Source organism: Zoogloea sp. (assembly GCF_041908905.1).
Taxonomy (GTDB): Bacteria; Pseudomonadota; Gammaproteobacteria; order Burkholderiales; family Rhodocyclaceae; genus Zoogloea.
This window is the reverse complement of the sequence record NZ_JAYREK010000014.1, coordinates 1-19,372: the sequence shown is the minus strand read 5'-3', so window position 1 is coordinate 19,372 and position 19,372 is coordinate 1. Positions and strand designations below refer to the sequence as shown.

The window sequence follows — 19,372 nt, the reverse complement described above, 5'->3', positions numbered from 1 at the left end:
AAAATAACAGCTCACGCAGCACCGGGCGCCTGCGCGCCACAACCCCCAGCTGCGCATCCACCCGCACGCAAACTCTGTGCCATAATCACCACAACCTTTCTTCAAGGATCACGACCCATGGACGACAACAAGGCCAAGGCCCTCGCCGCCGCGCTTTCCCAGATCGAAAAGCAGTTCGGCAAGGGCTCGATCATGCGTCTCGGCGACGGCGAGGTCGAAAGCGACATCCAGACCGTCTCCACGGGCTCGCTGGGGCTCGACATCGCCCTCGGCATCGGCGGCCTGCCCCGCGGCCGGGTGGTCGAGATCTACGGCCCCGAATCCTCCGGCAAGACCACCCTCACCCTGCAGGTCGTCGCTGAAATGCAGAAGCTCGGCGGCACCGCGGCCTTCATCGACGCCGAGCACGCCCTCGACGTCACCTACGCCCAGAAGCTCGGCGTCAACATCGGCGACCTGCTGATCTCCCAGCCCGACACCGGCGAACAGGCCCTCGAGATCGCCGACATGCTGGTGCGCTCCGGCGGCGTCGACGTGGTCGTCATCGACTCGGTGGCGGCGCTCACCCCGAAGGCCGAAATCGAAGGCGAGATGGGCGACCAGCTGCCCGGCCTGCAGGCCCGCCTGATGTCCCAGGCGCTGCGCAAGCTCACCGCCAACATCAAGCGCACCAACACCCTGGTGATCTTCATCAACCAGATCCGCATGAAGATCGGCGTGATGTTCGGCAGCCCCGAGACCACCACCGGCGGCAACGCCCTCAAGTTCTACGCCTCGGTGCGCATGGACATCCGTCGCGTCGGCACCATCAAGAAGAACGACGAGGTGATCGGCTCCGAGACCAAGGTCAAGGTCGTCAAGAACAAGGTCGCGCCGCCGTTCCGCGAGACCCTCTTCGACATCCTGTACGGCGAGGGCACCTCCCGCGAAGGCGAGATCATCGATCTGGGCGTGCAGCACAAGTTCATCGACAAGTCCGGCGCCTGGTACGCCTACAACGGCGAGAAGATCGGCCAGGGCAAGGACAACGCCCGCGAGTTCCTGAAGGCCAACCCGCACATCGCCCGCGAGATCGAGAACAAGATCCGCGTCGCCGTGGGCCTGCCCGAGATGGCGCCGATCGCACCGGCGGCGCCGGCAGCGGCCGCCTGACGCCACCCCGGCCTCCGTCCCGCCGCCCATGGCCGCCAGCCTCCACGAACGCGCCCTGCGCTGCCTCGCCCTGCGGGAACACTCCCGCGCCGAGCTGGCCCGCAAGCTCGGCAGCCTGGGCGACGCCGACGAGGTCAATGCCGAGCTCGACCGCCTGACCGAGCTCGGCCTGCTCTCCGACGCCCGCTTCGCCGATGCCTACGTGCGCGCCAAGGCCGCCCGATTCGGCGCCGCGCGGCTGCGCCTCGAGCTCGGGCGCAAGGGCGTGAGCGCCGAGCTGATCGCCGCCAGCCTCGAAGACAACTGCAGCAGCGGCGAACTCGACCGCGCCCGCGACATCCACCGGCGCAAGTTCGCCGAGCCCCCCCAGGACGCCCGCGAATGGGCGCGACAGGCACGTTTTCTTCAAGGCCGGGGCTTTTCTTCCGAAATAATCCGTAGCGTCCTCAAAGGGCACCCCGGCGATGAGCCTGCTTAAAGTCAGCAACCTGCAAAAGAAATACAAGGCCCGCACCGTCGTCCACGACGTCTCCTTCGACGTGGGCAGCGGCGAGGTCGTCGGCCTGCTCGGCCCCAACGGCGCGGGCAAGACCACCTGCTTCTACATGATCGTGGGCCTGGTGACCGCCGACGGCGGCGAGATCACCCTCGATGACCAGGTGCTGACCCACCGCCCCATCCACCAGCGCGCCCGCCTCGGCCTCTCCTACCTGCCCCAGGAGATGAGCGTCTTCCGCAAGCTCACGGTGGCCGAGAACATCCAGGCCGTGCTCGAGCTGCAGGACCTCTCCAAGGCCCAGATCGACGAGCGCCTCGAGACCCTGCTCGGCGAGCTGGGCATCGAGCACCTCCGCGACAACACCGCGATCTCCCTGTCGGGCGGCGAACGCCGCCGCTGCGAGATCGCCCGCGCCCTGGCCAGCGACCCGCGCCTGATCCTCCTCGACGAGCCCTTCGCCGGCGTCGACCCGATCGCCGTGATCGACATCCAGAAGATCATCCGCTTCCTCAAGGAAAAGGGGATCGGCGTGCTGATCACCGACCACAACGTGCGTGAGACCCTCGGCATCTGCGACCGCGCGTTCATCATCAACGCCGGCGAGGTGCTGGCCAGCGGCCGACCCGACGAGATCGTCCGGAATGAACAGGTCCGTCAGGTTTACCTCGGTGAGCACTTCCGGCTCTGAGGCATCATCGCATCATGAAGCCCAGTCTCCAGCTCAAACTCTCCCAGCATCTCGCGCTGACGCCGCAGCTGCAGCAGTCGATCAAGCTGCTCCAGCTGTCCACCATCGAGCTCAACCAGGAAATCGAGAAGGTCCTTCTCGAAAACCCCATGCTCGAACGCGACGAGCCGGAGAGCCAGCTGGGGTCGAGCCGCGTCGAAGCCCCCGGCCCGCTGGCGCCGGCCGGCAGCGAGGCCGCCCAGGAGCGTGAGCAGGAGCAGGCCCGCGACGCCGACCGCGACCGCGGGGCCGAACGCGACTTCGAAGGCGACGGCGAGGCGGGCGAATGGCAGGGCAGCGCCAGCGGCCCGCGGGACGACGACGATGAGACCGACTTCCAGGAGTTCCAGGCCGCCGTCCCGACCCTGCGCGACCACCTCGACGCCCAGATCGCCCTGACGCCCCTCTCCGACCGCGACCGGGCCCTGTGCCGCTTCATGATCGAGGCCCTCGACGACGACGGCTACCTCAGCCAGTCCCTCGACGACCTCCTGCCCCTGCTGCCGCCCGAGCTCGAGGTCGAAACCGACGACCTCAAGATCGCCCTGCGCCACATCCAGAGCCTCGACCCGGCCGGCATCGGCGCCACCGACGTCAGCGAATGCCTGGCGCTGCAGCTGCGCGCGCTGCCCGCCGACGCGGTCCGCGACCTCGCCCTGGCCCTCGTCGCCGAGCACCTCGAGCTGCTGGCCGCGCGGGACTTCCTCAAGCTTAAGCGCGCCCTGCGCTGCACCGACGAGGCCCTGCGCGAGGCCCACCTGCTGATCCTCGGGCTCAACCCGCGTCCCGGCGCCCAGTTCGCCGCCTCCGACACCCGCTACGTGGTGCCCGACGTGGTCGTGCGCAAGGTCCGCAGCACCTGGGTCGTCAGCCTCAACCCCGACGCCATGCCGCGCCTGCGCATCAACAGCCTGTACGCCCAGATCCTGCGCGACAACCGCGGCGCCAGCGGTTCCCTGTCGAGCCACCTCCAGGAAGCCCGCTGGCTGATCAAGAACGTGCAGCAGCGTTTCGACACCATCCAGCGCGTTTCGCAAGCGATCGTTGACCGCCAGCGCCAGTTCTTCGATTATGGCGATGTGGCAATGCGTCCGCTTACCCTGCGGGAAATCGCCGAACAGCTGGATCTACACGAATCCACCGTCTCACGGGTGACCACCCAAAAGTACATGGCCACGCCGAGGGGCATTTTCGAATTCAAGTATTTTTTCGGCAGTCACGTTGCCACCGACACCGGTGGAGCCGCCTCCTCGACAGCGATTCGGGCGCTGATTCGCCAGTTCGTGGGAGCGGAAGACAAGAAGAAACCCTTGTCCGACGCCAAGATTGCCGAGTTGTTGGGCCAGCAGGGCATCGTCGTCGCTCGCCGGACGATCGCAAAGTACCGCGAGTCCCTCGATATCCCGCCGGTCAGTCTGCGCAAAACCATCTGACAGAAAGGTAAGAATCATGAACCTCAACATCACGGGGCATCACGTCGAAGTCACTCCGGCCATCCGCGACTACATCACCAGCAAACTCGACCGCGTGATCCGGCATTTCGACAACGTCACCAGCGTCGGCGTGATCCTCTCGGTGGAGAAGCTGCGTCAGAAGGCTGAAGTCACTGTTCATGTCCGCGGCAAGGACATCCACGTCGAGAGCGAAGATTCCGACCTCTACGCGGCCATCGACGCCCTCGCCGACAAGCTCGACCGTCAGGTCCTGAAGTACAAGTCCAAGGCGGCCGACCACGGTCATGACTCCCTCAAGAACCACGTTGCCGAATCCTGATCGACAACGGCTGTAATACCCTGGCAATCCCCGGGACCGTTGTGGCTATAATGCGCCCCAACTGACACAACGGCCCCGGTGGCTCCCACCCCGGATCTTCCACGCAGCGTTCCTCACCGGAAACCCGCTCCGGCACCTACCGAGCAGGCGAGTCCACCCATGAACCTCATCGCCAAACTCCTGCCGCCCGCCAACGTGGTCGTCGGCCTCGAGGCGAGCAGCAAGAAGCGCGCCTTCGAGCAAGCGGGCCTGCTGTTCGAGAACAACCACGGAATCGGTCGCAGCACCGTCTTCGACAGCCTGTTCGCCCGCGAAAAGCTGGGCTCCACCGGGCTGGGCCAGGGCATCGCGATCCCCCACGGGCGCATCAAGGGCCTCAAGGACGCGCTGGGCGCCTTCATCCGCCTCGCCGAACCCGTCCCCTTCGACGCCCCCGACGGCCGCCCCGTCTCGATGCTGTTCGTGCTGCTGGTACCCGAGCAGGCCAACGAACACCACCTCCAGCTCCTGTCCGAACTCGCCCAGATGTTCAGCGACCGCGACTTCCGCGAGCAGCTGATGAGCGCCCCCGACAGCCTGTCCGTCCATCGCCTGTTCGCCGAATGGGGAAGCCATGCGTCAGACGACGGTAGCGCGGCTGTTTGACGACAATCTCGAACGCCTGAGGCTGCGGCACATCTGCGGCAGCCTCAAGACCCGCATCGCGGTCTCCGAAGACCGCATCTGGCCGGCCGACATGGTCGGCCACCTCAACCTGATCCACCCCGACCGCCTGCAGATCCTCGGCTCGTCGGAGCTCTCCTGGGCCCGCCGGCAGACCCGCGAGAAGGTGATCCACCACGTCCGCGAGATCCTCTCCTACGGGCCGCCGGCGATCATCGTCGCCGACGACGAGGACATCCCGAGCATGATGCGCACCCTGTGCGCCAACGACGACATCGCGCTGTTCGCCAGCCCGCTGCCGTCCGCCAACGTCATCGACCACCTGCGCAGCTACCTGTCGCGCCAGCTCGCCGAGCGGGCCGCCCTGCACGGGGTGCTGATGGACGTGCTGGGGCTGGGGGTGTTCATCACCGGCGACTCCGGCGCCGGCAAGTCCGAGCTCGCCCTCGAACTCCTCTCCCGCGGCCACGGCCTGGTGGCCGACGACGTGGTCGAGTTCTCGCGCATCGCCCCCTCGGTGCTCGAAGGGCGCTGCCCCCCGCTGCTGCAGGACGTCATGGAAGTGCGTGGCCTCGGCATCCTCAACATCCGCACCATCTTTGGCGAGACGGCCTGCCGGCGCAAGATGAAGCTCAAGCTGGTGGTGCACCTCCAGCGGCGCCAGCCCGGCCAGGAAGACCCACTCCGCCTGTCCCTCGACAGCGAGCAGCAGACCATCCTCGGCGTCCCGGTGCGCCGGGTCGTGCTGCCGGTCGCGGCCGGGCGCAACGTGGCGGTGCTCCTTGAGGCCGCCGTGCGCTCCACCATCCTGCTGCTGCGCGGGATCGACTCCACCCAGGAGTTCGTCGACCGCCAGCGCCGCGCGATCGAGGAAGGCGGGCACTGAGGCCCGCGCCGTGGTGCACGGCGGCTTGTTCCGGCCTGGGTCAACGGATTGGCCGACCCGGCGTTTATCATCCAGATGCAGTCCCCCAAAACCGTCCATTCAAGGAGTAGCCAGATGAAGAAAGTGATCCTGAGCGTCGCTGTTTCCGTGTTTGCTGCCAGTCTGGCGCCCGCGGCCCTCGCGGCAGGCTCCCAGCAGAACAAGATGAAGGAATGCAACGCCTCCGCCGGCGAGCTGAAGGGCGACGAGCGGAAGGCCCACATGAAGTCGTGCCTGTCGGCCAACAAGGGCACCGCCCAGCAGGAGAAGATGAAGGCCTGCAACAAGGAGGCCGGCGACAAGGCCCTGAAGGGCGACGACCGCAAGAAGTTCATGAGCGAGTGCCTGAAGGGCTGAAGCCCCCCCGGCACACCCATGCAAAAGGGCCCTTGCGGGCCCTTTTGTCGTTGACGCTCCCCAGCCCCTCAGTCGAGGGCGAAGGCCACCGCGTCCGACATGTTGTCGGCCACCGAGAAGCCGCAGCCGATGTGGCCTTTTTCGGCGAGGGTCATCTCGTCCCGCTTCACGCAGTGCTCGGGGCTGCCCTCTTCGAGCACGTAGGTGCCGTTGGTGCTCGAATCCGCCAGGTAGAAGGCGCCGTTGCGCAGCTCGATGCGGGCGTGCTGGCGTGACACGCGGGGGTCGGAGACGACGATGTCGTTGCCCGTCTCACGCCCGAACAGGAGGGTCGGATGGGCCGCATCGATGATCCAGCTCTGGCCGCGGAAGCTCACCCGCATCTGCTTCTGGGGCGGCGCGGGCTCCGGGCGCGGCTCGACCGGCGCCGCCGGCTGCGCCTGCGGGGCCTCGGCCGGCTCGACGGCGGGCGCGGGCGGCACCGGGGCCGCTTCGTCGCCCTTGCCCAGCATCCGGCGCATGGCCGGCGAGAGGATGCGGCCGAGCCTGTCGGATACCGTGATGGAGTCGGGGTTGCTGGCCTCGACCAGCCGGGCCGCCAGCTTCTCGGCCACGCTGCGCTCGCCGTCACCTTCGGATTCGAGGACCACCGCGGCGCGCAGGACCAGCTTGATCCCGCTCATCGGCGGCAGGGCGCGCACCCGCTCGCGCATCTCGCGGGCCGCCAGCAGGGCCGAGTCGGCGTCGGGGAAGCCCGCCACGAGGACCTCCGGGCGCAGGTCGAGATCGCTCCCGGAATAGGCTTCGGCACAGCGGGACATGCGGTTCATGCAGCGCTCGACGGCGTAGCCCGCCTCGGCCTCGCCAAACTTGACGGCCAGGCGCACACCGCCGGCGACATCGGCATACAACAGACAGCGGTTCGAAGCGCGCTCGTTCATCGTTACGGAATCCGTAGGAGCCCTGAAGGCGACCACGCCACAAGGCGGCGCGGGAGGTTGAAAGAAGAAGGAATGACGGCCATGGCGATCAGGGTCTCCAGATTCCGATCGGGATGGCCGCGGCGTCGGCGCCGGCGGGCAGGTCGGGCGCATCGAAGACGATGTCGCCCTCCCCCACCTCGGTGGTGCGGGACACGTTGCGGAAATCGAACAGCTCGCCGTCGGCCAGATGGGACGGCACGACGTTCTTGAGGGCCGTCCCGATCGACACGATGCGCCCCGGGAAGCGGCTGTCCCAATCGCGCAGCATGGCCTTGATCTGCTTGCGCTGGGCGTTTTCCTGGCTGCCGCAGAGGTTGCACGGGATGATCGGGTACTCCATGCCGCGGGCGAAGCGCTCGATGTCCTTTTCGGAGCAGTAGGCCAGCGGGCGGATCACCACGTTCTGCCGGTCGTCGCTGACGAGCTTGGGCGGCATGGCCTTCATCTTGCCGCCGAAGAACATGTTGAGGAACAGGGTCTCGATCATGTCGTCGCGGTGGTGGCCGAGGGCGATCCTGGTGGCGCCGATCTCCTTGGCCGTGCGGTAGATGATGCCGCGGCGCAGGCGCGAGCACAGGGAGCAGGTGGTCTTGCCCTCGGGAATCTTGTCCTTGACGATCTTGTAGGTGTCTTCGGTGACGATGCGGTATTCGACCCCGATGGACTCGAAGTAGGCCGGCAGGATGTGGTCGGGAAAACCCGGCTGCTTCTGGTCGAGGTTCATCGCGACGATGCGGAAGTCGATCGGCGCCTTTTCGCGCAGGGCCAGCAGCAGGCTCAGCAGCGTGAACGAATCCTTGCCCCCCGACACGCAGACCATCACCACGTCGCCGTCCTCGATCATGCCGTAGTCGACGATCGCCTCCCCCACCTTGCGCATCAGGTGCTTGCGCAGGCGCAGGAAGGAATTGGAGAACCGGCTCTCGGTTTCGGGAGGCTCGATCGGCGAGGTTGCGGGAGACGCCACTGCTTGATCCATTTTCTTAATGTCCGTTGATTATAAGCTGATGCAAAAAGCTGTTACACCAGCATAAATGTTAAATACGTTATAAATGCGCCGTCCGGCCACCGTCGACGGGAATGACCTGCCCCGTGATGTAGGGCGCATCGAGGAGCAGAAAGCGCACCGTGCGGGCGATGTCCGAGGGCGAGCCGATGCGGCCGAGCAGGGTGTGATCGATGATCGCCTGCCGCGCCTCGGGCGGAAACTGGCCGTCCTCCGGCCACTCGATGGCCCCCGGCGAGACGCCATTGACGCGTACCTCCGGGGCCATCTCGAGGGCCAGGGCCCGCGTCAATCCAAGCAATCCGGCCTTCGCGGCACAGTAGAGGGGATAACCCTCGAGGGGGCGCTCGGCGTGGATATCGACGATGTTGACGACCGCTCCCCGGGCCGCCTTGAGGGCCGGCGCAGCCGCCTGCACGAGAAACAGGGGCGCCTTGAGGTTGGAACCGATCAGGTCGGTCCAGGCCGCCTCGTCGATCTCGCCGAGGGCCGTGGGGTAGAAACTCGAGGCGTTGTTGACCAGGCCGTCGAGTTTCCCGAATTGGGCAATTACCTCTGCCACGAGCCCCGGCAGGGCGCTCGAATCGAGCAGATCGGCCTGGAACACGGCGACCGACCCCGGCCGCAGCCCATTCAGGGCGTCGGCCAGCTGCCCGGCCTCGGCCACCGAGTGGCGACAATGCAGCGCCACCCGCGCCCCTGCCGCATGCAACTGACGGACGATCTCGGCCCCGACGCGCCGGGCGCCGCCGGTGACGAGGACCACAGGGGCCAGCGGTTCTTGGTTCATGACTCTATGGGGTATCTGGGAGGGAGGCGTAATCATACGGTGCGGGACGCCCATCGCCCAGTTTCACGGCCGGAAGCCCTCCCGCCGCGCTGCCGGGGCCACCCCGGAATAATACATCCGCATTCCTGTACAGGGCCGCGCCGGCGGGGGCGCCGCAACGGGTAAAATGCCCGTTTTAACCCGCCGGTGCGAACCATGAAGCTGCCCCAGCCCTCCCCCGAAGCCCTCGCCCAGAGCGGACATCTCGTCGACCACCTGCGCAGCCTGATCGACTCGCAGGGAGGCTGGATCTCCTTCGCCACCTACATGGCGGAGGCCCTCTACACGCCGGGCCTCGGCTACTACAGCGGCGGGGCGCACAAGTTCGGCCCCGGCGGCGACTTCATCACCGCGCCGGAGCTCACCCCGCTGTTCGGCCAGGCCCTGGCCAGCCAGGTGCAACAGATCATGGACCTGTCGGCGCCCCAGGTGATCGAGGCCGGCGCCGGCACCGGGCTGCTGGCCGCCGACCTGCTGCTCGAGCTCGAACGCCGCGGCGCCCTGCCCGAGCGCTACGCCATTCTCGAGGTGTCGGGCGAGCTGCGGGAGCGCCAGTTCGACACCCTGGCCGCCAAGGTGCCGCACCTGGCCTCCCGGGTGCACTGGCTGGACGGCCTGCCCGAGCGCTTCTCGGGGGCCCTGGTCGCCAACGAGGTGCTCGACGTGATGCCGGTGCACCTGATCGCCTGGCGGCCCGAGGGCATCTTCGAGCGCGGCGTCGCCCTGGGCGACGAGGGCAACTTCGTGTGGGCCGACCAGCCGGCCACGGGCAAGGTCGCCGAGGCTGCCGCAGCCCTCGGGCTGGCGCTGCCCGAGGAGGGCGAATACGTCAGCGAACTCAACCTCGCCGGCCGCGCCTGGGTGGCCGAGTGGGCCGCCCGCCTCGACCAGGGCGCGATGCTGCTGGTGGACTACGGCTACCCGCGGGCCGAGTACTACCTGCCCAGCCGCAGCACCGGCACCCTGCTGTGCTACTTCCGCCACCACGCCCACGGCGACCCCTTCCTGTGGCCGGGGCTCAACGACATCACCGCCTTCGTCGACTTCACCGCGATCGCCGAGGCCGGCTTCGACGCCGGCCTGGACGTGCTCGGCTACACCGACCAGGCCAACCTGCTGTTCAACTGCGGGGTGCTCGAATGCCTGGCGCGCCGGGCGCCCGAAGAAGGCGCCGACTACATCCGCGCCGCCAAGGCCCTGCAGCGGCTCACCGGGCCCCACGAGATGGGCGAGCTGTTCAAGGTCATCGCCCTCGGCCGCGGCATCTCGCAGCCGCTGATCGGCTTTCTGCGCGGCGACCGCCTGCACGCCCTGTAAACCAGCCCACAGCAGAGACAAAGGGCCCGCCGACCTTCCGGCCGGCGGGCCCCTCGGGCGTCCTGCGGACCGCCGCGGCGGGCTTATTCCTGGAAGCGATACACCGCGCTCAGGAAAGCGTCCACATCAGTCGGAACAGGGTGCTCGGCGTGCCCCGACAGCGGGATTTCCTGAAGGCCCAGGGCCAGCTCGGGCGGCACCAGATTGGCGTTCAGGACTTCGTCGCCATAGGCCGGGCCGATCGCGTCCTGCGGTTCATCGTAGCAGCGCTCACCACTTTCCATATCCATCCAGATCACCATTTCGGCCTCCGTTCCGGGGTCGTCACAGACCCCCTTGCTGATTTAACGGCCCAGGCCCCCGAAGGTTGAAGGAAATCCAGCGCCGCCGCGGGCCGTGGGGCACGCCCGCCAGGCAACTGGCCTGTGTTTTCAGGATGGATCAAGGCCGGCGCCGCGGCAATGACAAAGTTCACCGGGGCGTGCGGATTGGGGCGAGGCTCAGAAGCCCTGGGTCTTCAGCCAGTACAGGATGGGGTCGGCGGCGATGCGCCAGTCGGTCTCCATCATCATCCCGTGGCCGAGGTCGGGCAGGATGGTGGCGCTGACCCCGTAGCTGCGGGCGGTCATGCGCACCTGGTCGGGCGGGATGAGCACGTCGTGCTCGGCCCCCAGCACCAGCATCGGCGGCCGCGGGATGTTCGACAGGGACGGCAGGTCGAACAGGGACATGTCCCAGATCGCCCGGTGGGACTCGGGCTGGCACAGGTGGTAGTAGCGGCGCAGCCGCTCGAGCTCGATGGTCTCGTGGAACATCGCGTCGCGCAGGGTTTCCATCTGGGGCTGGCCGCCGCCCATCAGGCGGTTGAGGTCGCCCAGCAGATGCGGCTTGGCGAAGGCCAGCCCGAAGGCCGAGCCGAGCAGCCCCTGGGGCGGCACCGACGACATCAGCACGGCCGCCGGCGCGCGGTGCTTCTCGAGGTACTTCTGCACCACCATGCCGCCCATCGAATGGCCGATCAGCACCGGCGGCGCCGGCAGCTGGGCGACCACGTCGGCCACGTCGGCCACGTAGTCGGCGATCGAGAAGCTGTCGAGGTAGGCGCGCCCGCGGCTGCCGCCGTGGCCGGACAGGGAGACCGCGTAGGCGGCATAGCCCTGCTCCGCAAACCATGGCAGGAAGTTCTCGTCCCAGCACCAGGCGGCGGTGTAGGCGCCGTGGACGAACAGCAGGGGGGTCGGGCGCGCGGTGCCGGCGGGCGTTCGGCACAGGACTTCCAGCTCACCGAAGCGGGCGCGGTTCATGCGCGGGCTCCGGGCGGAAGGATAGGGGTCGGGATCATGGCGTGATGAGGCGGTATCATGTTGTTGTGGCGCAGAACTTACAGCACCCGCGCGGCGGAAGAAAGCAAAACGCACGCCGGGCCTCCACAACAAACGTTTGAATTCCCCCTCACAAGCCGCGGAGAAGCCTGATGCTGAAGTGGTTGCTGGCCATCGTGATCCTGGCCGTGGTGTCCGGGCTGGGCTCCGGCCTGTCGCCGCGGCGCTGGCGCTTCGGCCATCTGCCCGGCGACCTGCACTTCGACCTGTTCGGCCGCCACATCCACATCCCGCTCACCAGCACCCTGCTGCTGTCACTGCTGGTGGGGCTGCTGGTCCGCTGGCTTTGAGGGCTCCGCAGCGGGGCCCCGCACCGCAAAGCTCACGCTGTCGAGCACCGTGCCGTCCGCCGCCATCAGCTCGAGCAGATGGCGCCCCTCCACCGGCTGCCAGGGCTGTCGGCTGACGCCATTGCCTCCATTGCCGCCCTCGCCGCGTCCGTTGGCCGCGCCCAGGCGTTCGCCGTCGAGGCGCCACCAGCCGCCGGCCGGCACCCGCGCCGCCTCGAAGAACACCCGCAGGCCCTTGTCCCCGGCCAGCCCGGTGGCGTCGACGATCCCGCCGCCGACCGGATACAGGATGCGCGGCGGGTTGCGCGGCACGCTGACCCGCTCGGTCTCGGTGCCGCGGATGAACCACTCGCGCCGGGCGTTCTCGACCGTCGGCTCGAACACCACCAGCGCCGACACCACCCCCGGCGGCGGGTGGAGGCGCTGGGCCGGCTGGGTGCGGTGCAGCCCGCGCAGGAACTCCTGCCCCAGCGCCGCCACCTGGGCGGCCAGGCCGCGGCCGCCCGCCGCCCACAGGACAAGCGTGTAACGGTCCGAGGAAAGCACCGCCAGGCTCTCGCGGCCGTCCAGCAGGGATTGGCGGAACAGGAAGGGCTGGAGCGTGCCGTCGGCGTCGCGCAGGGCCAGGATGTCGTCCACGATGAAGCCGGCCTCGGCCCGCAGCAGGCGCCGCGGCGCACGCTCCGGCGCCGGCAGCAGCTGCGGGGCGAGCCACTGGCCGCCGCTGGCGAGGGCGCGGTACAGCCCGGCCAGCTGCAGCAGGTTGAGGTCCGGCAGGCCGCTGCGGGGCGGCTCGAGGTCGGCCAGGCGCAGGCGCTCGGCCAGGGCCTCACCGACCAGGCGGGTCACCGTCTGGGCCGGATCGGCCAGGCTGTCGGCCAGCGCGGTGCGGGCGCTGACCCACAGGCGCTCGTCGGGGTGGGTCGGCGCGTGGTTGCCGAGGGAATCCTCGAGCAGGGTCGCCGCGGTGATCTGGCGCCGCTCGATGGCCACCCCATACACGAGGGGCAGCAGCAGGTTGGCGGCGCCGCGCGGCGGCTGGGCCTGGTCCGGCCGGGCGGGGTCCGGCGCCCCCACATAGGCCCGCAGCTCGCCGCTGGCGTTATCCACCAGCACCCCCGCCGCCTCCGCCACACCGAGGCGCTTGAGCGCGCCGGCCAGGCCCTGCTGGAGTTCGGCGTCGAGGGTGCTGCGCAGGCGCTCGCCCGGCTGCCGCGACGCGAGCAGCAGGCGGCCGGCGTGGGGCGCGAGCTCCCAGCGCGGCGCGGTGCGCTGGCGATCGAGGCTGGCCTGGGCGAGGCGCTGGGCGGGGCCGCAGGCGGCCGGCGCGTTGATGCGCTCGGCCAGCACGCAGGCCCGCTGGGCGACGTGCTCGGGGCGGGCGTTGGGGCCGCGCAGCAGCACCGCCAGGATCAGGGCCTCGGCCCGCCCCAGCTCGGCCGGCGACTTGCCGAACAGGGCCCGCGCCGCCGCATGGACGCCCTGCAGGTCGCCCCGGAAGGGCGCCAGGTTGAGGTAGGCCTCGAGGATCTGCTCCTTGGTCCAGCGGGCCTCGAGGGCCTGGGCGGCGAGGGCCTGGTCCCACTTCTGGCCGAGGGAGCGCCGCGGCATGCCGCCGCGGCCGAGGGCGAGCTCCGGGTCGAGCAGGCCGGCCAGCTGCATCGACAGGGTCGAGGCGCCGCGCTTGCGGTCGTACCACAGGTTGTGCCACAGGGCGCCGACGAAGGCCCGCCAGTCGACGCCCGAGTGCTCGAAGAAGCGCTTGTCCTCGGCCGCCAGCAGGGCCTCGCGGAGGGCTGGCGAGAAGCTGTTGAGGGCCACCCACTCGAGCCGCCGCACATGAGGGTCGATCCGCCGCTCGGCCAGCGGGGTACCGTCACGGGCGAGGAGCACCGCCACCGACGGGCGGGCGGCGGCCTTGACGTCGGCGAAGGCCGGGATCGGCTGGGTGGCCCGGGCCGCCTCCACGACGAACACGAGCGCGAACACGGCGATCCGCCGGAGACGGGAGGCGAGCAAGGAGGCGGTAGCGGGCGAGGACATGGATGGCCCGCATTGTATGCCGGCCCATGACGGGCACAAGGCGGGATTCCTCCCGCCGCCGCAACGGAAATTTGTCAGGAAAGGTTGCGGGCGGCGGACCTCAGCCCAGCGCTTTGACCGCCGCCACGCGGGCCTCGTGGATGGCCTCGGGGATGCGCGCCTTGTCGGCCACGCCACGGGCGATGGCGCCGGCGTCCACGCCGCGCACGGCCTCCAGCACGGCCAGCAGCCGCTCCCGCTGCGGGTAGGGGCGCTCGCCCAGGCCGGCCCGGCCCCGGTGGTCGCAGGCACAGGCGTCGAGCATCGCCACGAAGCGCTCCGGCCGGCGCAGGCCGTCGCAGCGCTCGACGAGGCGCACCGCGGTGATCGCCCGCAGTTCGAGGGCGCGATGCACGTTGCCGTGCTCGCGGGCCACCATCAGCGCCAGGTCGCGGCAGTCGGCGGGGCACTTGAGGCGGGCGCACACCTCCACCGCCAGCCGCTCGCTGACGGCCTCGTGGCCGTAGTGGTGGGGCAGATTGCGGGCGGGGCTCAACGCCTTGCCCAGGTCGTGGAGCAGGCAGGCGAAGCGCCCCGCCAGCGGCAGGCCGGCGTCGGCGGCGGCATCGAGCACCAGCAGCAGGTGCGCGCCGGTGTCCACCTCCGGATGGTGCCGGGCCGGCTGGGGCACGCCGAACAGGCGGTCCACCTCGGGCAGCAGCCGGGCCAGGGCGCCGCAGTCGCGCAACACCTCGATCATCCGCGACGGGCGGGCCTCCATCAGGCCGCGGGCGAGTTCCTGCCAGACCCGCTCGGGCACCAGCGCGTCCACCTCGCCTGCGGCGACCATGCCGCGCATCAGCGCCAGGGTCTCGGGGGCCACCGTGAAACCGGCAAAGCGGGCAGCGAAGCGGGCCAGCCGCAGGATGCGCACCGGGTCTTCGGCGAAGGCCGGACTGACGTGGCGGAACACCCGGTCGGCGAGGTCGCGCTGCCCGCCGTAGGGGTCCACCAGGACGCCGTCGGCGCCGCGGGCGATGGCGTTGATGGTCAGGTCGCGGCGGGCCAGGTCTTCCTCGAGGCTGACCGCCGGGTCGGTGTGGAAGACGAAGCCGGCATAGCCCGGCGCCGTCTTGCGCTCGGTGCGGGCCAGCGCGTACTCCTCGTGGGTCCGCGGGTGGAGGAAGACCGGAAAATCCTTGCCGACCGGTTTGTAGCCCTCGGCGAGCAGCTCGTCGGGGGTCGCCCCGACGACGACCCAGTCCCGGTCCTTGACCGGCAGTCCGAGGAGTTCGTCGCGGATCGCGCCGCCCACGCAGTAGATCTTCATGAGCGGCGGAGCATGCTGGCGGCCAGGCGGGCGCGCTTGTTGGCCTCGCCGAGGTAGGTCGGGGCGATCGCCTCGAGGGGCGTGGGCTGGCGCCCCCAGGGCTGGGGCGCGCCGGTGGCGACGTTGTCGGCGCGCATCGAGCGCACGTTGTCGCGGCTCATCAGCGGGCCGGGCAGGCATTCGAGGGCCGCCGCCTGGAGCATCGCGAGGCCCTCGGGCAGCGGGATCACCGGGCGCCGGCAGTGGGTGAGGCGGCCCACATACTCGACCAGCTGCTGCAGCGTATACACGCGCGGACCGGCCATCTCGTAGACCTGCCCGACGGCGTCGGCACGGGCCAGGGCCTCCGCCACCACCTCGGCCACGTCGCCCACATACACCGGCTGGAAGCGGGCCTTGGCACCGCCCAGGGGCATCAGCGGGAAAGCCCTGACGAGGCCGGCGAAGAGATTGAGGAAGCTGTCGCCGGGCCCGAAGATCACCGACGGACGCAGGAGGGTCCATGCCACGTCCGGCGCCCCGGCGCGGATGGCCGCCTCGCCGGCGGCCTTGGAGCGCTGGTATTCGGAGGGGCCATTGGCGTCGGCGCCGAGGGCGCTCACGTGCACGATGCGTCGCACCCCGGCCGCGCGGGCGGCGGCCACCAGACGGGTCGGCAGCTCCACGTGGGCGCGGGCGAAGGCCGGGCCGTAGGGCTGGCCGGAGGGCGAATGGAGCACGCCGACGAGGCTCACCACCGCGTCGACGCCCGCCATCAGGCGCGCGAGGGTGGGCGGGTCGAACACGTCGGCCTCGACGACCTCGATGGTGGGGAGCGGCAGCAGGTGGCGGGCACGCTCGCGGCGGCGGGTCGGCACCACCAGGGCGACCCCGGCGGCGGCCAGCCGGCTGGCCACGGCGCTGCCCACGAAACCACTGCCGCCGACGATCAGGACTTTGCGCGGATACATGACTGGACTCCGGTGAGAAAGGGTGGAACCTGGAGACGGCCCTTCGGCGGCCCCCGTCGCTGCTTGACGTTGCTTGCAAATCCGGTGGATGCGCTTTTGACGCCCGGGCGCCCGGACCCACGGCCCGCCCCCGGCAAGCCCCGCCCGCGGGCGGAGGCTCCAGGCAATGGACTCCCGCCGGCGGGCAGAAATTCCCTTACTCGGCGGCGGGCTCCAGGCCGGCCCCCGGCGCGGGGCTAGCGAGGCCGGGGAAGTCGCCGCCGGCCCCCGGCGCGATGGTCCCGAGGCGCCCCTTCAGCGAAGGCGCCTTTCCGTCGAGGAGGGCGGTGTAGATGATGGAGTTGGCCATCACCTTCTTGACGTAGTCGCGGGTCTCGCCGAAGGGGATGGTCTCGGCGTAGATCGCACCCTCCAGCGGCCGCGCGTCCCGCCACTTGCGGGCGCGGCCGGGGCCGGCGTTGTAGGCGGCGGAGGCGAGCACGGGGTGGTTGTCGAGGCCCTCGAGGATCATCCGCATGTAGGTGGTGCCGAGCATCACGTTGGTGTCGGGGTCGCGCAGCCAGCCGATGTTGTAGCCCTTCATGCCGAGCTTGCCGGCCACCCACTGGCCGGTGGCGGGCATGATCTGCATCAGCCCCTGGGCGCCGACGCTGGAGCGGGCGGCGGTGACGAAGCGGCTCTCCTGGCGCATCAGGCCATACACCCAGCCCGGGTCGAGGGCCTGGTTACGGGCGTTGGGCTCGATGCGCTCCCGGTAGGGGGCGAGGTAGCGCAGGCTGTAGTCGTGCTCGCTGCGGGTACGGTCGGCGGCGTTGATGGCGCGGTCGTAGATGCCGAGCTGCTGGGCGAGCTGGGCGGCGCCGATCAGGAAGCGGTCGTCCCGGTTGCGCAGGGTCCAGTTCCACTCGCGGGCGCCCTCGGTGCGCCATTCGAGGCGGAACAGGGCCAGCGCGCGCTGCACGCCGGGGGTGCGCCGCACCTGCTCGAACTCGTCGGTGCTGAGCTCGCGGGCCTTGCGGGGCAGCGCAAAGCCGCGCCCGAGCTCCTCGTCGGCGAGGATGCTGTAGAAGGTGGGGTGGCCGGCGATGCGCTCGAAGGCCCGGCGCGAGGCGTCGCGGTTGCCCAGCGCCATCTCGGCCCGGCCGAGCCAGTAGGTCCAGTCGGGCAGACCGCGCTGCTCGGGGTTCATGGCCTCGACGCCGGCCTTCACGCCCCGCCAGTCGCCGGCCCGCAGCGCGGCGCGAACCCGCCAGGCGGCCTGCTCGTCGGACATCGGGGTGTCGCCGGCGGCCTTGAACCAGGGGTTGGCGTCGGGCATCAGCCGGGTGGCCGCCTGCCAGGCGATCTGGCCGAGGGCGTAGCTGCGCTCGGCGGCCGAGAAACGCTCGTTGAGGCCGAGGTAGCGGGTGTAGGCCCCCATCGGATCGTCGCGGGACAGGCGGGCCAGCGCGATCAGCGCCAGCTCACGGCCCGGGCGCTGGGCGGCAAAGCTCACCGGCAGGCGGTCGAGGTAGGTGGACGGGGTCTGCGCCACCCGCTCCAGTTCGCCGGCGGCGGGCTGCTGGTCGGCCGGCAGCCAGGCCGCCACCGCGCGGGCGCCGGCGAAGCGCTTGGCCTCCATCAGGCGGCGCACGCGGGTCCAGGTCTCGTCGGGGCTGACCCGCGCCTCGCGGACCAGGGCCTGCAGCACCGGGACGCAGCTGTCCGGCGTGTCGACCAGCGAGAACCACAGCGGGCGGGCATCGTCGAGGGCCGCGACGTCACCGAGGCCGAGGCGGGCCTGCAGGTGGTAGCACTTGAGGTCCTGCTCGGGCTGCTCCATGCCGGCAAACTCGGCGGCCAGGGTGTCCCACTCGCCGCGCTTGCCGAGGGCCCGCAGCCATTCGCCGCGCAGGCGCTCGGCCAGCCAGCTGCCCCGCTCGCGCTCGAGGAAGCCGAGGATGGGCAGCGGGTTGATGTCGCCCGGGCGGGCGAGCTGGGCCGACAGGGCCCAGTACTCGGGGTAAGGGTCGAGGGGATGGCCGGTCGGCGGCACCAGGGACGCCAGGCGCGCCCGGTCGCCGCTGCGCGCGGCGTCCCTGGCGAGCAGGATCCGCTCGTCGCCGGGGTCGCCGCCGGCCGGGGAGGCCATCCACAAAAACGCCGCCAGAACGGCCCACACGCTATTCTTCATTGCTTGCCACGCTCACCACATACCCGCCAGATTGCCGCAGGAGAATAGCACAGTGACCCCGCCCTCCCCGCCCGCCGACGCACCGATTGCGGCATTGCGCAAGGCCCTGCGCAACGAACGCATCGCCGCCCGCGAAGCCCTGCCCGACGCCGATCGCCAGACCCTCACCCGGCGCATCGAAGCGCACCTGGACACCCTGATGGCCCGGCTGGCGCCCCGCTGCCTGGCCTTCTGCTGGCCGTGGCGCGGCGAGGTGGATCTGCGGCCCTGGGCCCGCCGCTGGCTGGCCGCCGACCCGGCCCGCCAGGCGGCGCTGCCGGTGGTGCTGACGCCGGCCCGGCCGATGGCGTTCCTGCGCTGGCGGCCGGACGCGCCGATGGCCACCGACCACCACGGCATCCCGATCCCGGCAGGCGACGAGGTGGTGTCGCCGGCGCTGCTGATCGTGCCGCTCAACGTGTTCGACGCGGCGGGCTACCGGCTGGGCTACGGCGGCGGCTACTTCGACCGCACCCTGGCCGCCCTCGACCCGACCCCGACCTGCGTGGGGGTGGCCTTCGAACTGGCCCGCGCCGGGTCCACCCACCCCCAGCCCCACGACCAGCCGATGGACTGGATCGTCACCGAGGCCGGGGTGTTTGTGGGGAGTGGGAGCCGGGCTGGATACGCTACCAAGCAACTGAACTTTCACCCCTCTCAAGGGTAAATTTTGTGGCATCCTTCATGACAAGCGGTATGCAAATCGACATCTTCAATGAGTAAGCTTTATAGTCGGTCCTGAACAATCAGCCCGCCCCTGTCCCGGCGCGGGCTGATGGCCCCTGAGGCCTTGCCGAATCCTCCAGTTTCCAGTGCAATCGCATTCATTTTCTGGAAGATTTGGAGCGCAGGTTTGCGATGACCACCCCGGATTTTTTCCGCGCCCGGCTGGACGCGATGATCGATCTGCGCCACCCGCTCGCGGTATTGGGAGCCCGCATGCCGTGGGCCGAGA

General features: G+C 70.0%; 20 protein-coding genes. 11 read left to right on the top strand and 9 right to left on the bottom strand.

Going from position 1 to position 19,372, the window contains the following annotated elements; translation table 11 throughout:
• Positions 1-117 precede the first annotated feature (117 nt).
• The 8 genes from recA (at position 118) to ACE3OU_RS09710 (ending at position 6,096) form a co-directional block, all read left to right on the top strand.
• A complete protein-coding gene (gene recA / locus ACE3OU_RS09745) occupies positions 118-1,152 on the top strand; it encodes a recombinase RecA (RefSeq protein WP_374241365.1) in 1,035 nt (344 codons plus the stop codon).
• Between the two features lie 28 nt (positions 1,153-1,180).
• Positions 1,181-1,630, top strand: a complete 450-nt coding sequence (recX, locus tag ACE3OU_RS09740) for a recombination regulator RecX (protein WP_374241364.1) — start codon at positions 1,181-1,183, stop codon at positions 1,628-1,630.
• Positions 1,617-2,339, top strand: a complete 723-nt coding sequence (gene lptB, locus ACE3OU_RS09735) for an LPS export ABC transporter ATP-binding protein (protein WP_374241363.1) — start codon at positions 1,617-1,619, stop codon at positions 2,337-2,339. Before recX ends, lptB begins: the two co-directional genes overlap by 14 nt.
• A 14-nt stretch (positions 2,340-2,353) precedes the next feature.
• Positions 2,354-3,811 (top strand): RNA polymerase factor sigma-54, encoded by a 1,458-nt coding sequence (locus ACE3OU_RS09730; RefSeq protein ID WP_374241362.1) that lies wholly within the window; start codon positions 2,354-2,356, stop codon positions 3,809-3,811.
• A gap of 16 nt (positions 3,812-3,827) precedes the next feature.
• Positions 3,828-4,151 carry a ribosome hibernation-promoting factor, HPF/YfiA family gene (gene hpf, locus ACE3OU_RS09725; RefSeq protein ID WP_374241361.1) on the top strand — a complete coding sequence of 108 codons (324 nt, stop codon included), beginning with the start codon at positions 3,828-3,830 and terminating at the stop codon, positions 4,149-4,151.
• Between the two features lie 159 nt (positions 4,152-4,310).
• Positions 4,311-4,796 (top strand): PTS IIA-like nitrogen regulatory protein PtsN, encoded by a 486-nt coding sequence (gene ptsN / locus ACE3OU_RS09720; RefSeq protein WP_374241360.1) that lies wholly within the window; start codon positions 4,311-4,313, stop codon positions 4,794-4,796.
• On the top strand, positions 4,765-5,700 hold the full coding sequence (hprK, locus tag ACE3OU_RS09715) for an HPr(Ser) kinase/phosphatase (RefSeq protein ID WP_374241359.1): 936 nt from the start codon (positions 4,765-4,767) through the stop codon (positions 5,698-5,700). Before ptsN ends, hprK begins: the two co-directional genes overlap by 32 nt.
• Before the next feature lie 114 nt (positions 5,701-5,814).
• Positions 5,815-6,096, top strand: coding sequence for a PsiF family protein (locus ACE3OU_RS09710; protein WP_374241358.1), 282 nt, complete (start codon positions 5,815-5,817; stop codon positions 6,094-6,096).
• Positions 6,097-6,164: 68 nt separating this feature from the next.
• On the opposite strand, the gene ACE3OU_RS09705 is transcribed toward ACE3OU_RS09710, so the two are convergent.
• From ACE3OU_RS09705 to ACE3OU_RS09695, 3 genes are all read right to left on the bottom strand, one after another.
• Positions 6,165-7,037 (bottom strand): FHA domain-containing protein, encoded by an 873-nt coding sequence (locus tag ACE3OU_RS09705; RefSeq protein ID WP_374241357.1) that lies wholly within the window; start codon positions 7,035-7,037, stop codon positions 6,165-6,167.
• A gap of 88 nt (positions 7,038-7,125) precedes the next feature.
• Positions 7,126-8,058: a tRNA 2-thiocytidine(32) synthetase TtcA gene (gene ttcA, locus ACE3OU_RS09700; protein ID WP_374241356.1), complete on the bottom strand. Its 933-nt coding sequence runs from the start codon at positions 8,056-8,058 to the stop codon at positions 7,126-7,128.
• A gap of 67 nt (positions 8,059-8,125) precedes the next feature.
• A complete protein-coding gene (locus ACE3OU_RS09695; protein WP_374241355.1) occupies positions 8,126-8,875 on the bottom strand; it encodes a pteridine reductase in 750 nt (249 codons plus the stop codon).
• 195 nt (positions 8,876-9,070) lie between these two features.
• Here ACE3OU_RS09695 and ACE3OU_RS09690 point away from each other — a divergent pair, with 195 nt between their 5' ends.
• Positions 9,071-10,231 carry a class I SAM-dependent methyltransferase gene (locus tag ACE3OU_RS09690; RefSeq protein WP_374241354.1) on the top strand — a complete coding sequence of 387 codons (1,161 nt, stop codon included), beginning with the start codon at positions 9,071-9,073 and terminating at the stop codon, positions 10,229-10,231.
• A gap of 83 nt (positions 10,232-10,314) precedes the next feature.
• On the opposite strand, the gene ACE3OU_RS09685 is transcribed toward ACE3OU_RS09690, so the two are convergent.
• Both ACE3OU_RS09685 and ACE3OU_RS09680 read right to left on the bottom strand, forming a co-directional pair.
• Entirely contained in the window at positions 10,315-10,533 is a 219-nt protein-coding gene (locus ACE3OU_RS09685; protein WP_374241353.1) for a hypothetical protein, read from the bottom strand.
• 198 nt (positions 10,534-10,731) lie between these two features.
• Positions 10,732-11,535 (bottom strand): alpha/beta hydrolase, encoded by an 804-nt coding sequence (locus ACE3OU_RS09680; protein ID WP_374241352.1) that lies wholly within the window; start codon positions 11,533-11,535, stop codon positions 10,732-10,734.
• Positions 11,536-11,705: 170 nt separating this feature from the next.
• Here ACE3OU_RS09680 and ACE3OU_RS09675 point away from each other — a divergent pair, with 170 nt between their 5' ends.
• Complete coding sequence (locus ACE3OU_RS09675; RefSeq protein WP_374241351.1) at positions 11,706-11,903, top strand: DUF2905 family protein; 198 nt, start codon at positions 11,706-11,708, stop codon at positions 11,901-11,903.
• Here ACE3OU_RS09675 and ACE3OU_RS09670 read toward each other — a convergent pair.
• The 4 genes from ACE3OU_RS09670 to ACE3OU_RS09655 all read right to left on the bottom strand — a co-directional run bounded on the left by ACE3OU_RS09670 (position 11,868) and on the right by ACE3OU_RS09655 (position 18,366).
• The gene (locus tag ACE3OU_RS09670; protein ID WP_374241350.1) at positions 11,868-13,946 is read right to left on the bottom strand and encodes a transglycosylase domain-containing protein; all 2,079 of its coding nucleotides are present in this window, start codon (positions 13,944-13,946) and stop codon (positions 11,868-11,870) included. The genes ACE3OU_RS09675 and ACE3OU_RS09670 overlap by 36 nt on opposite strands.
• 100 nt (positions 13,947-14,046) lie before the next feature.
• Positions 14,047-15,255, bottom strand: a complete 1,209-nt coding sequence (locus ACE3OU_RS09665; protein WP_374241349.1) for a multifunctional CCA addition/repair protein — start codon at positions 15,253-15,255, stop codon at positions 14,047-14,049.
• Complete coding sequence (locus tag ACE3OU_RS09660; protein WP_374241348.1) at positions 15,252-16,205, bottom strand: complex I NDUFA9 subunit family protein; 954 nt, start codon at positions 16,203-16,205, stop codon at positions 15,252-15,254. The genes ACE3OU_RS09665 and ACE3OU_RS09660 overlap by 4 nt, the downstream gene beginning before the upstream one ends.
• Before the next feature lie 196 nt (positions 16,206-16,401).
• Complete coding sequence (locus tag ACE3OU_RS09655; RefSeq protein ID WP_374241347.1) at positions 16,402-18,366, bottom strand: transglycosylase SLT domain-containing protein; 1,965 nt, start codon at positions 18,364-18,366, stop codon at positions 16,402-16,404.
• 64 nt (positions 18,367-18,430) lie between these two features.
• Here ACE3OU_RS09655 and ACE3OU_RS09650 point away from each other — a divergent pair, with 64 nt between their 5' ends.
• The gene (locus ACE3OU_RS09650) at positions 18,431-19,084 is read left to right on the top strand and encodes a 5-formyltetrahydrofolate cyclo-ligase (RefSeq protein WP_374241346.1); all 654 of its coding nucleotides are present in this window, start codon (positions 18,431-18,433) and stop codon (positions 19,082-19,084) included.
• Positions 19,085-19,372: the final 288 nt, after the last annotated feature.

Bases quoted from the DNA above. Each gene is read 5' to 3' on its own strand.
- recA (WP_374241365.1), top strand. From the start codon at position 118: ATGGACGACAACAAGGCCAAGGCCCTCGCCGCCGCGCTTTCCCAGATC.
- recX (WP_374241364.1), top strand. From the start codon at position 1,181: ATGGCCGCCAGCCTCCACGAACGCGCCCTGCGCTGCCTCGCCCTGCGG.
- lptB (WP_374241363.1), top strand. From the start codon at position 1,617: ATGAGCCTGCTTAAAGTCAGCAACCTGCAAAAGAAATACAAGGCCCGC.
- ACE3OU_RS09730 (WP_374241362.1), top strand. From the start codon at position 2,354: ATGAAGCCCAGTCTCCAGCTCAAACTCTCCCAGCATCTCGCGCTGACG.
- hpf (WP_374241361.1), top strand. From the start codon at position 3,828: ATGAACCTCAACATCACGGGGCATCACGTCGAAGTCACTCCGGCCATC.
- ptsN (WP_374241360.1), top strand. From the start codon at position 4,311: ATGAACCTCATCGCCAAACTCCTGCCGCCCGCCAACGTGGTCGTCGGC.
- hprK (WP_374241359.1), top strand. From the start codon at position 4,765: ATGCGTCAGACGACGGTAGCGCGGCTGTTTGACGACAATCTCGAACGC.
- ACE3OU_RS09710 (WP_374241358.1), top strand. From the start codon at position 5,815: ATGAAGAAAGTGATCCTGAGCGTCGCTGTTTCCGTGTTTGCTGCCAGT.
- ACE3OU_RS09705 (WP_374241357.1), bottom strand. From the start codon at position 7,037: ATGAACGAGCGCGCTTCGAACCGCTGTCTGTTGTATGCCGATGTCGCC.
- ttcA (WP_374241356.1), bottom strand. From the start codon at position 8,058: ATGGATCAAGCAGTGGCGTCTCCCGCAACCTCGCCGATCGAGCCTCCC.
- ACE3OU_RS09695 (WP_374241355.1), bottom strand. From the start codon at position 8,875: ATGAACCAAGAACCGCTGGCCCCTGTGGTCCTCGTCACCGGCGGCGCC.
- ACE3OU_RS09690 (WP_374241354.1), top strand. From the start codon at position 9,071: ATGAAGCTGCCCCAGCCCTCCCCCGAAGCCCTCGCCCAGAGCGGACAT.
- ACE3OU_RS09685 (WP_374241353.1), bottom strand. From the start codon at position 10,533: ATGGTGATCTGGATGGATATGGAAAGTGGTGAGCGCTGCTACGATGAA.
- ACE3OU_RS09680 (WP_374241352.1), bottom strand. From the start codon at position 11,535: ATGAACCGCGCCCGCTTCGGTGAGCTGGAAGTCCTGTGCCGAACGCCC.
- ACE3OU_RS09675 (WP_374241351.1), top strand. From the start codon at position 11,706: ATGCTGAAGTGGTTGCTGGCCATCGTGATCCTGGCCGTGGTGTCCGGG.
- ACE3OU_RS09670 (WP_374241350.1), bottom strand. From the start codon at position 13,946: ATGTCCTCGCCCGCTACCGCCTCCTTGCTCGCCTCCCGTCTCCGGCGG.
- ACE3OU_RS09665 (WP_374241349.1), bottom strand. From the start codon at position 15,255: ATGAAGATCTACTGCGTGGGCGGCGCGATCCGCGACGAACTCCTCGGA.
- ACE3OU_RS09660 (WP_374241348.1), bottom strand. From the start codon at position 16,205: ATGTATCCGCGCAAAGTCCTGATCGTCGGCGGCAGTGGTTTCGTGGGC.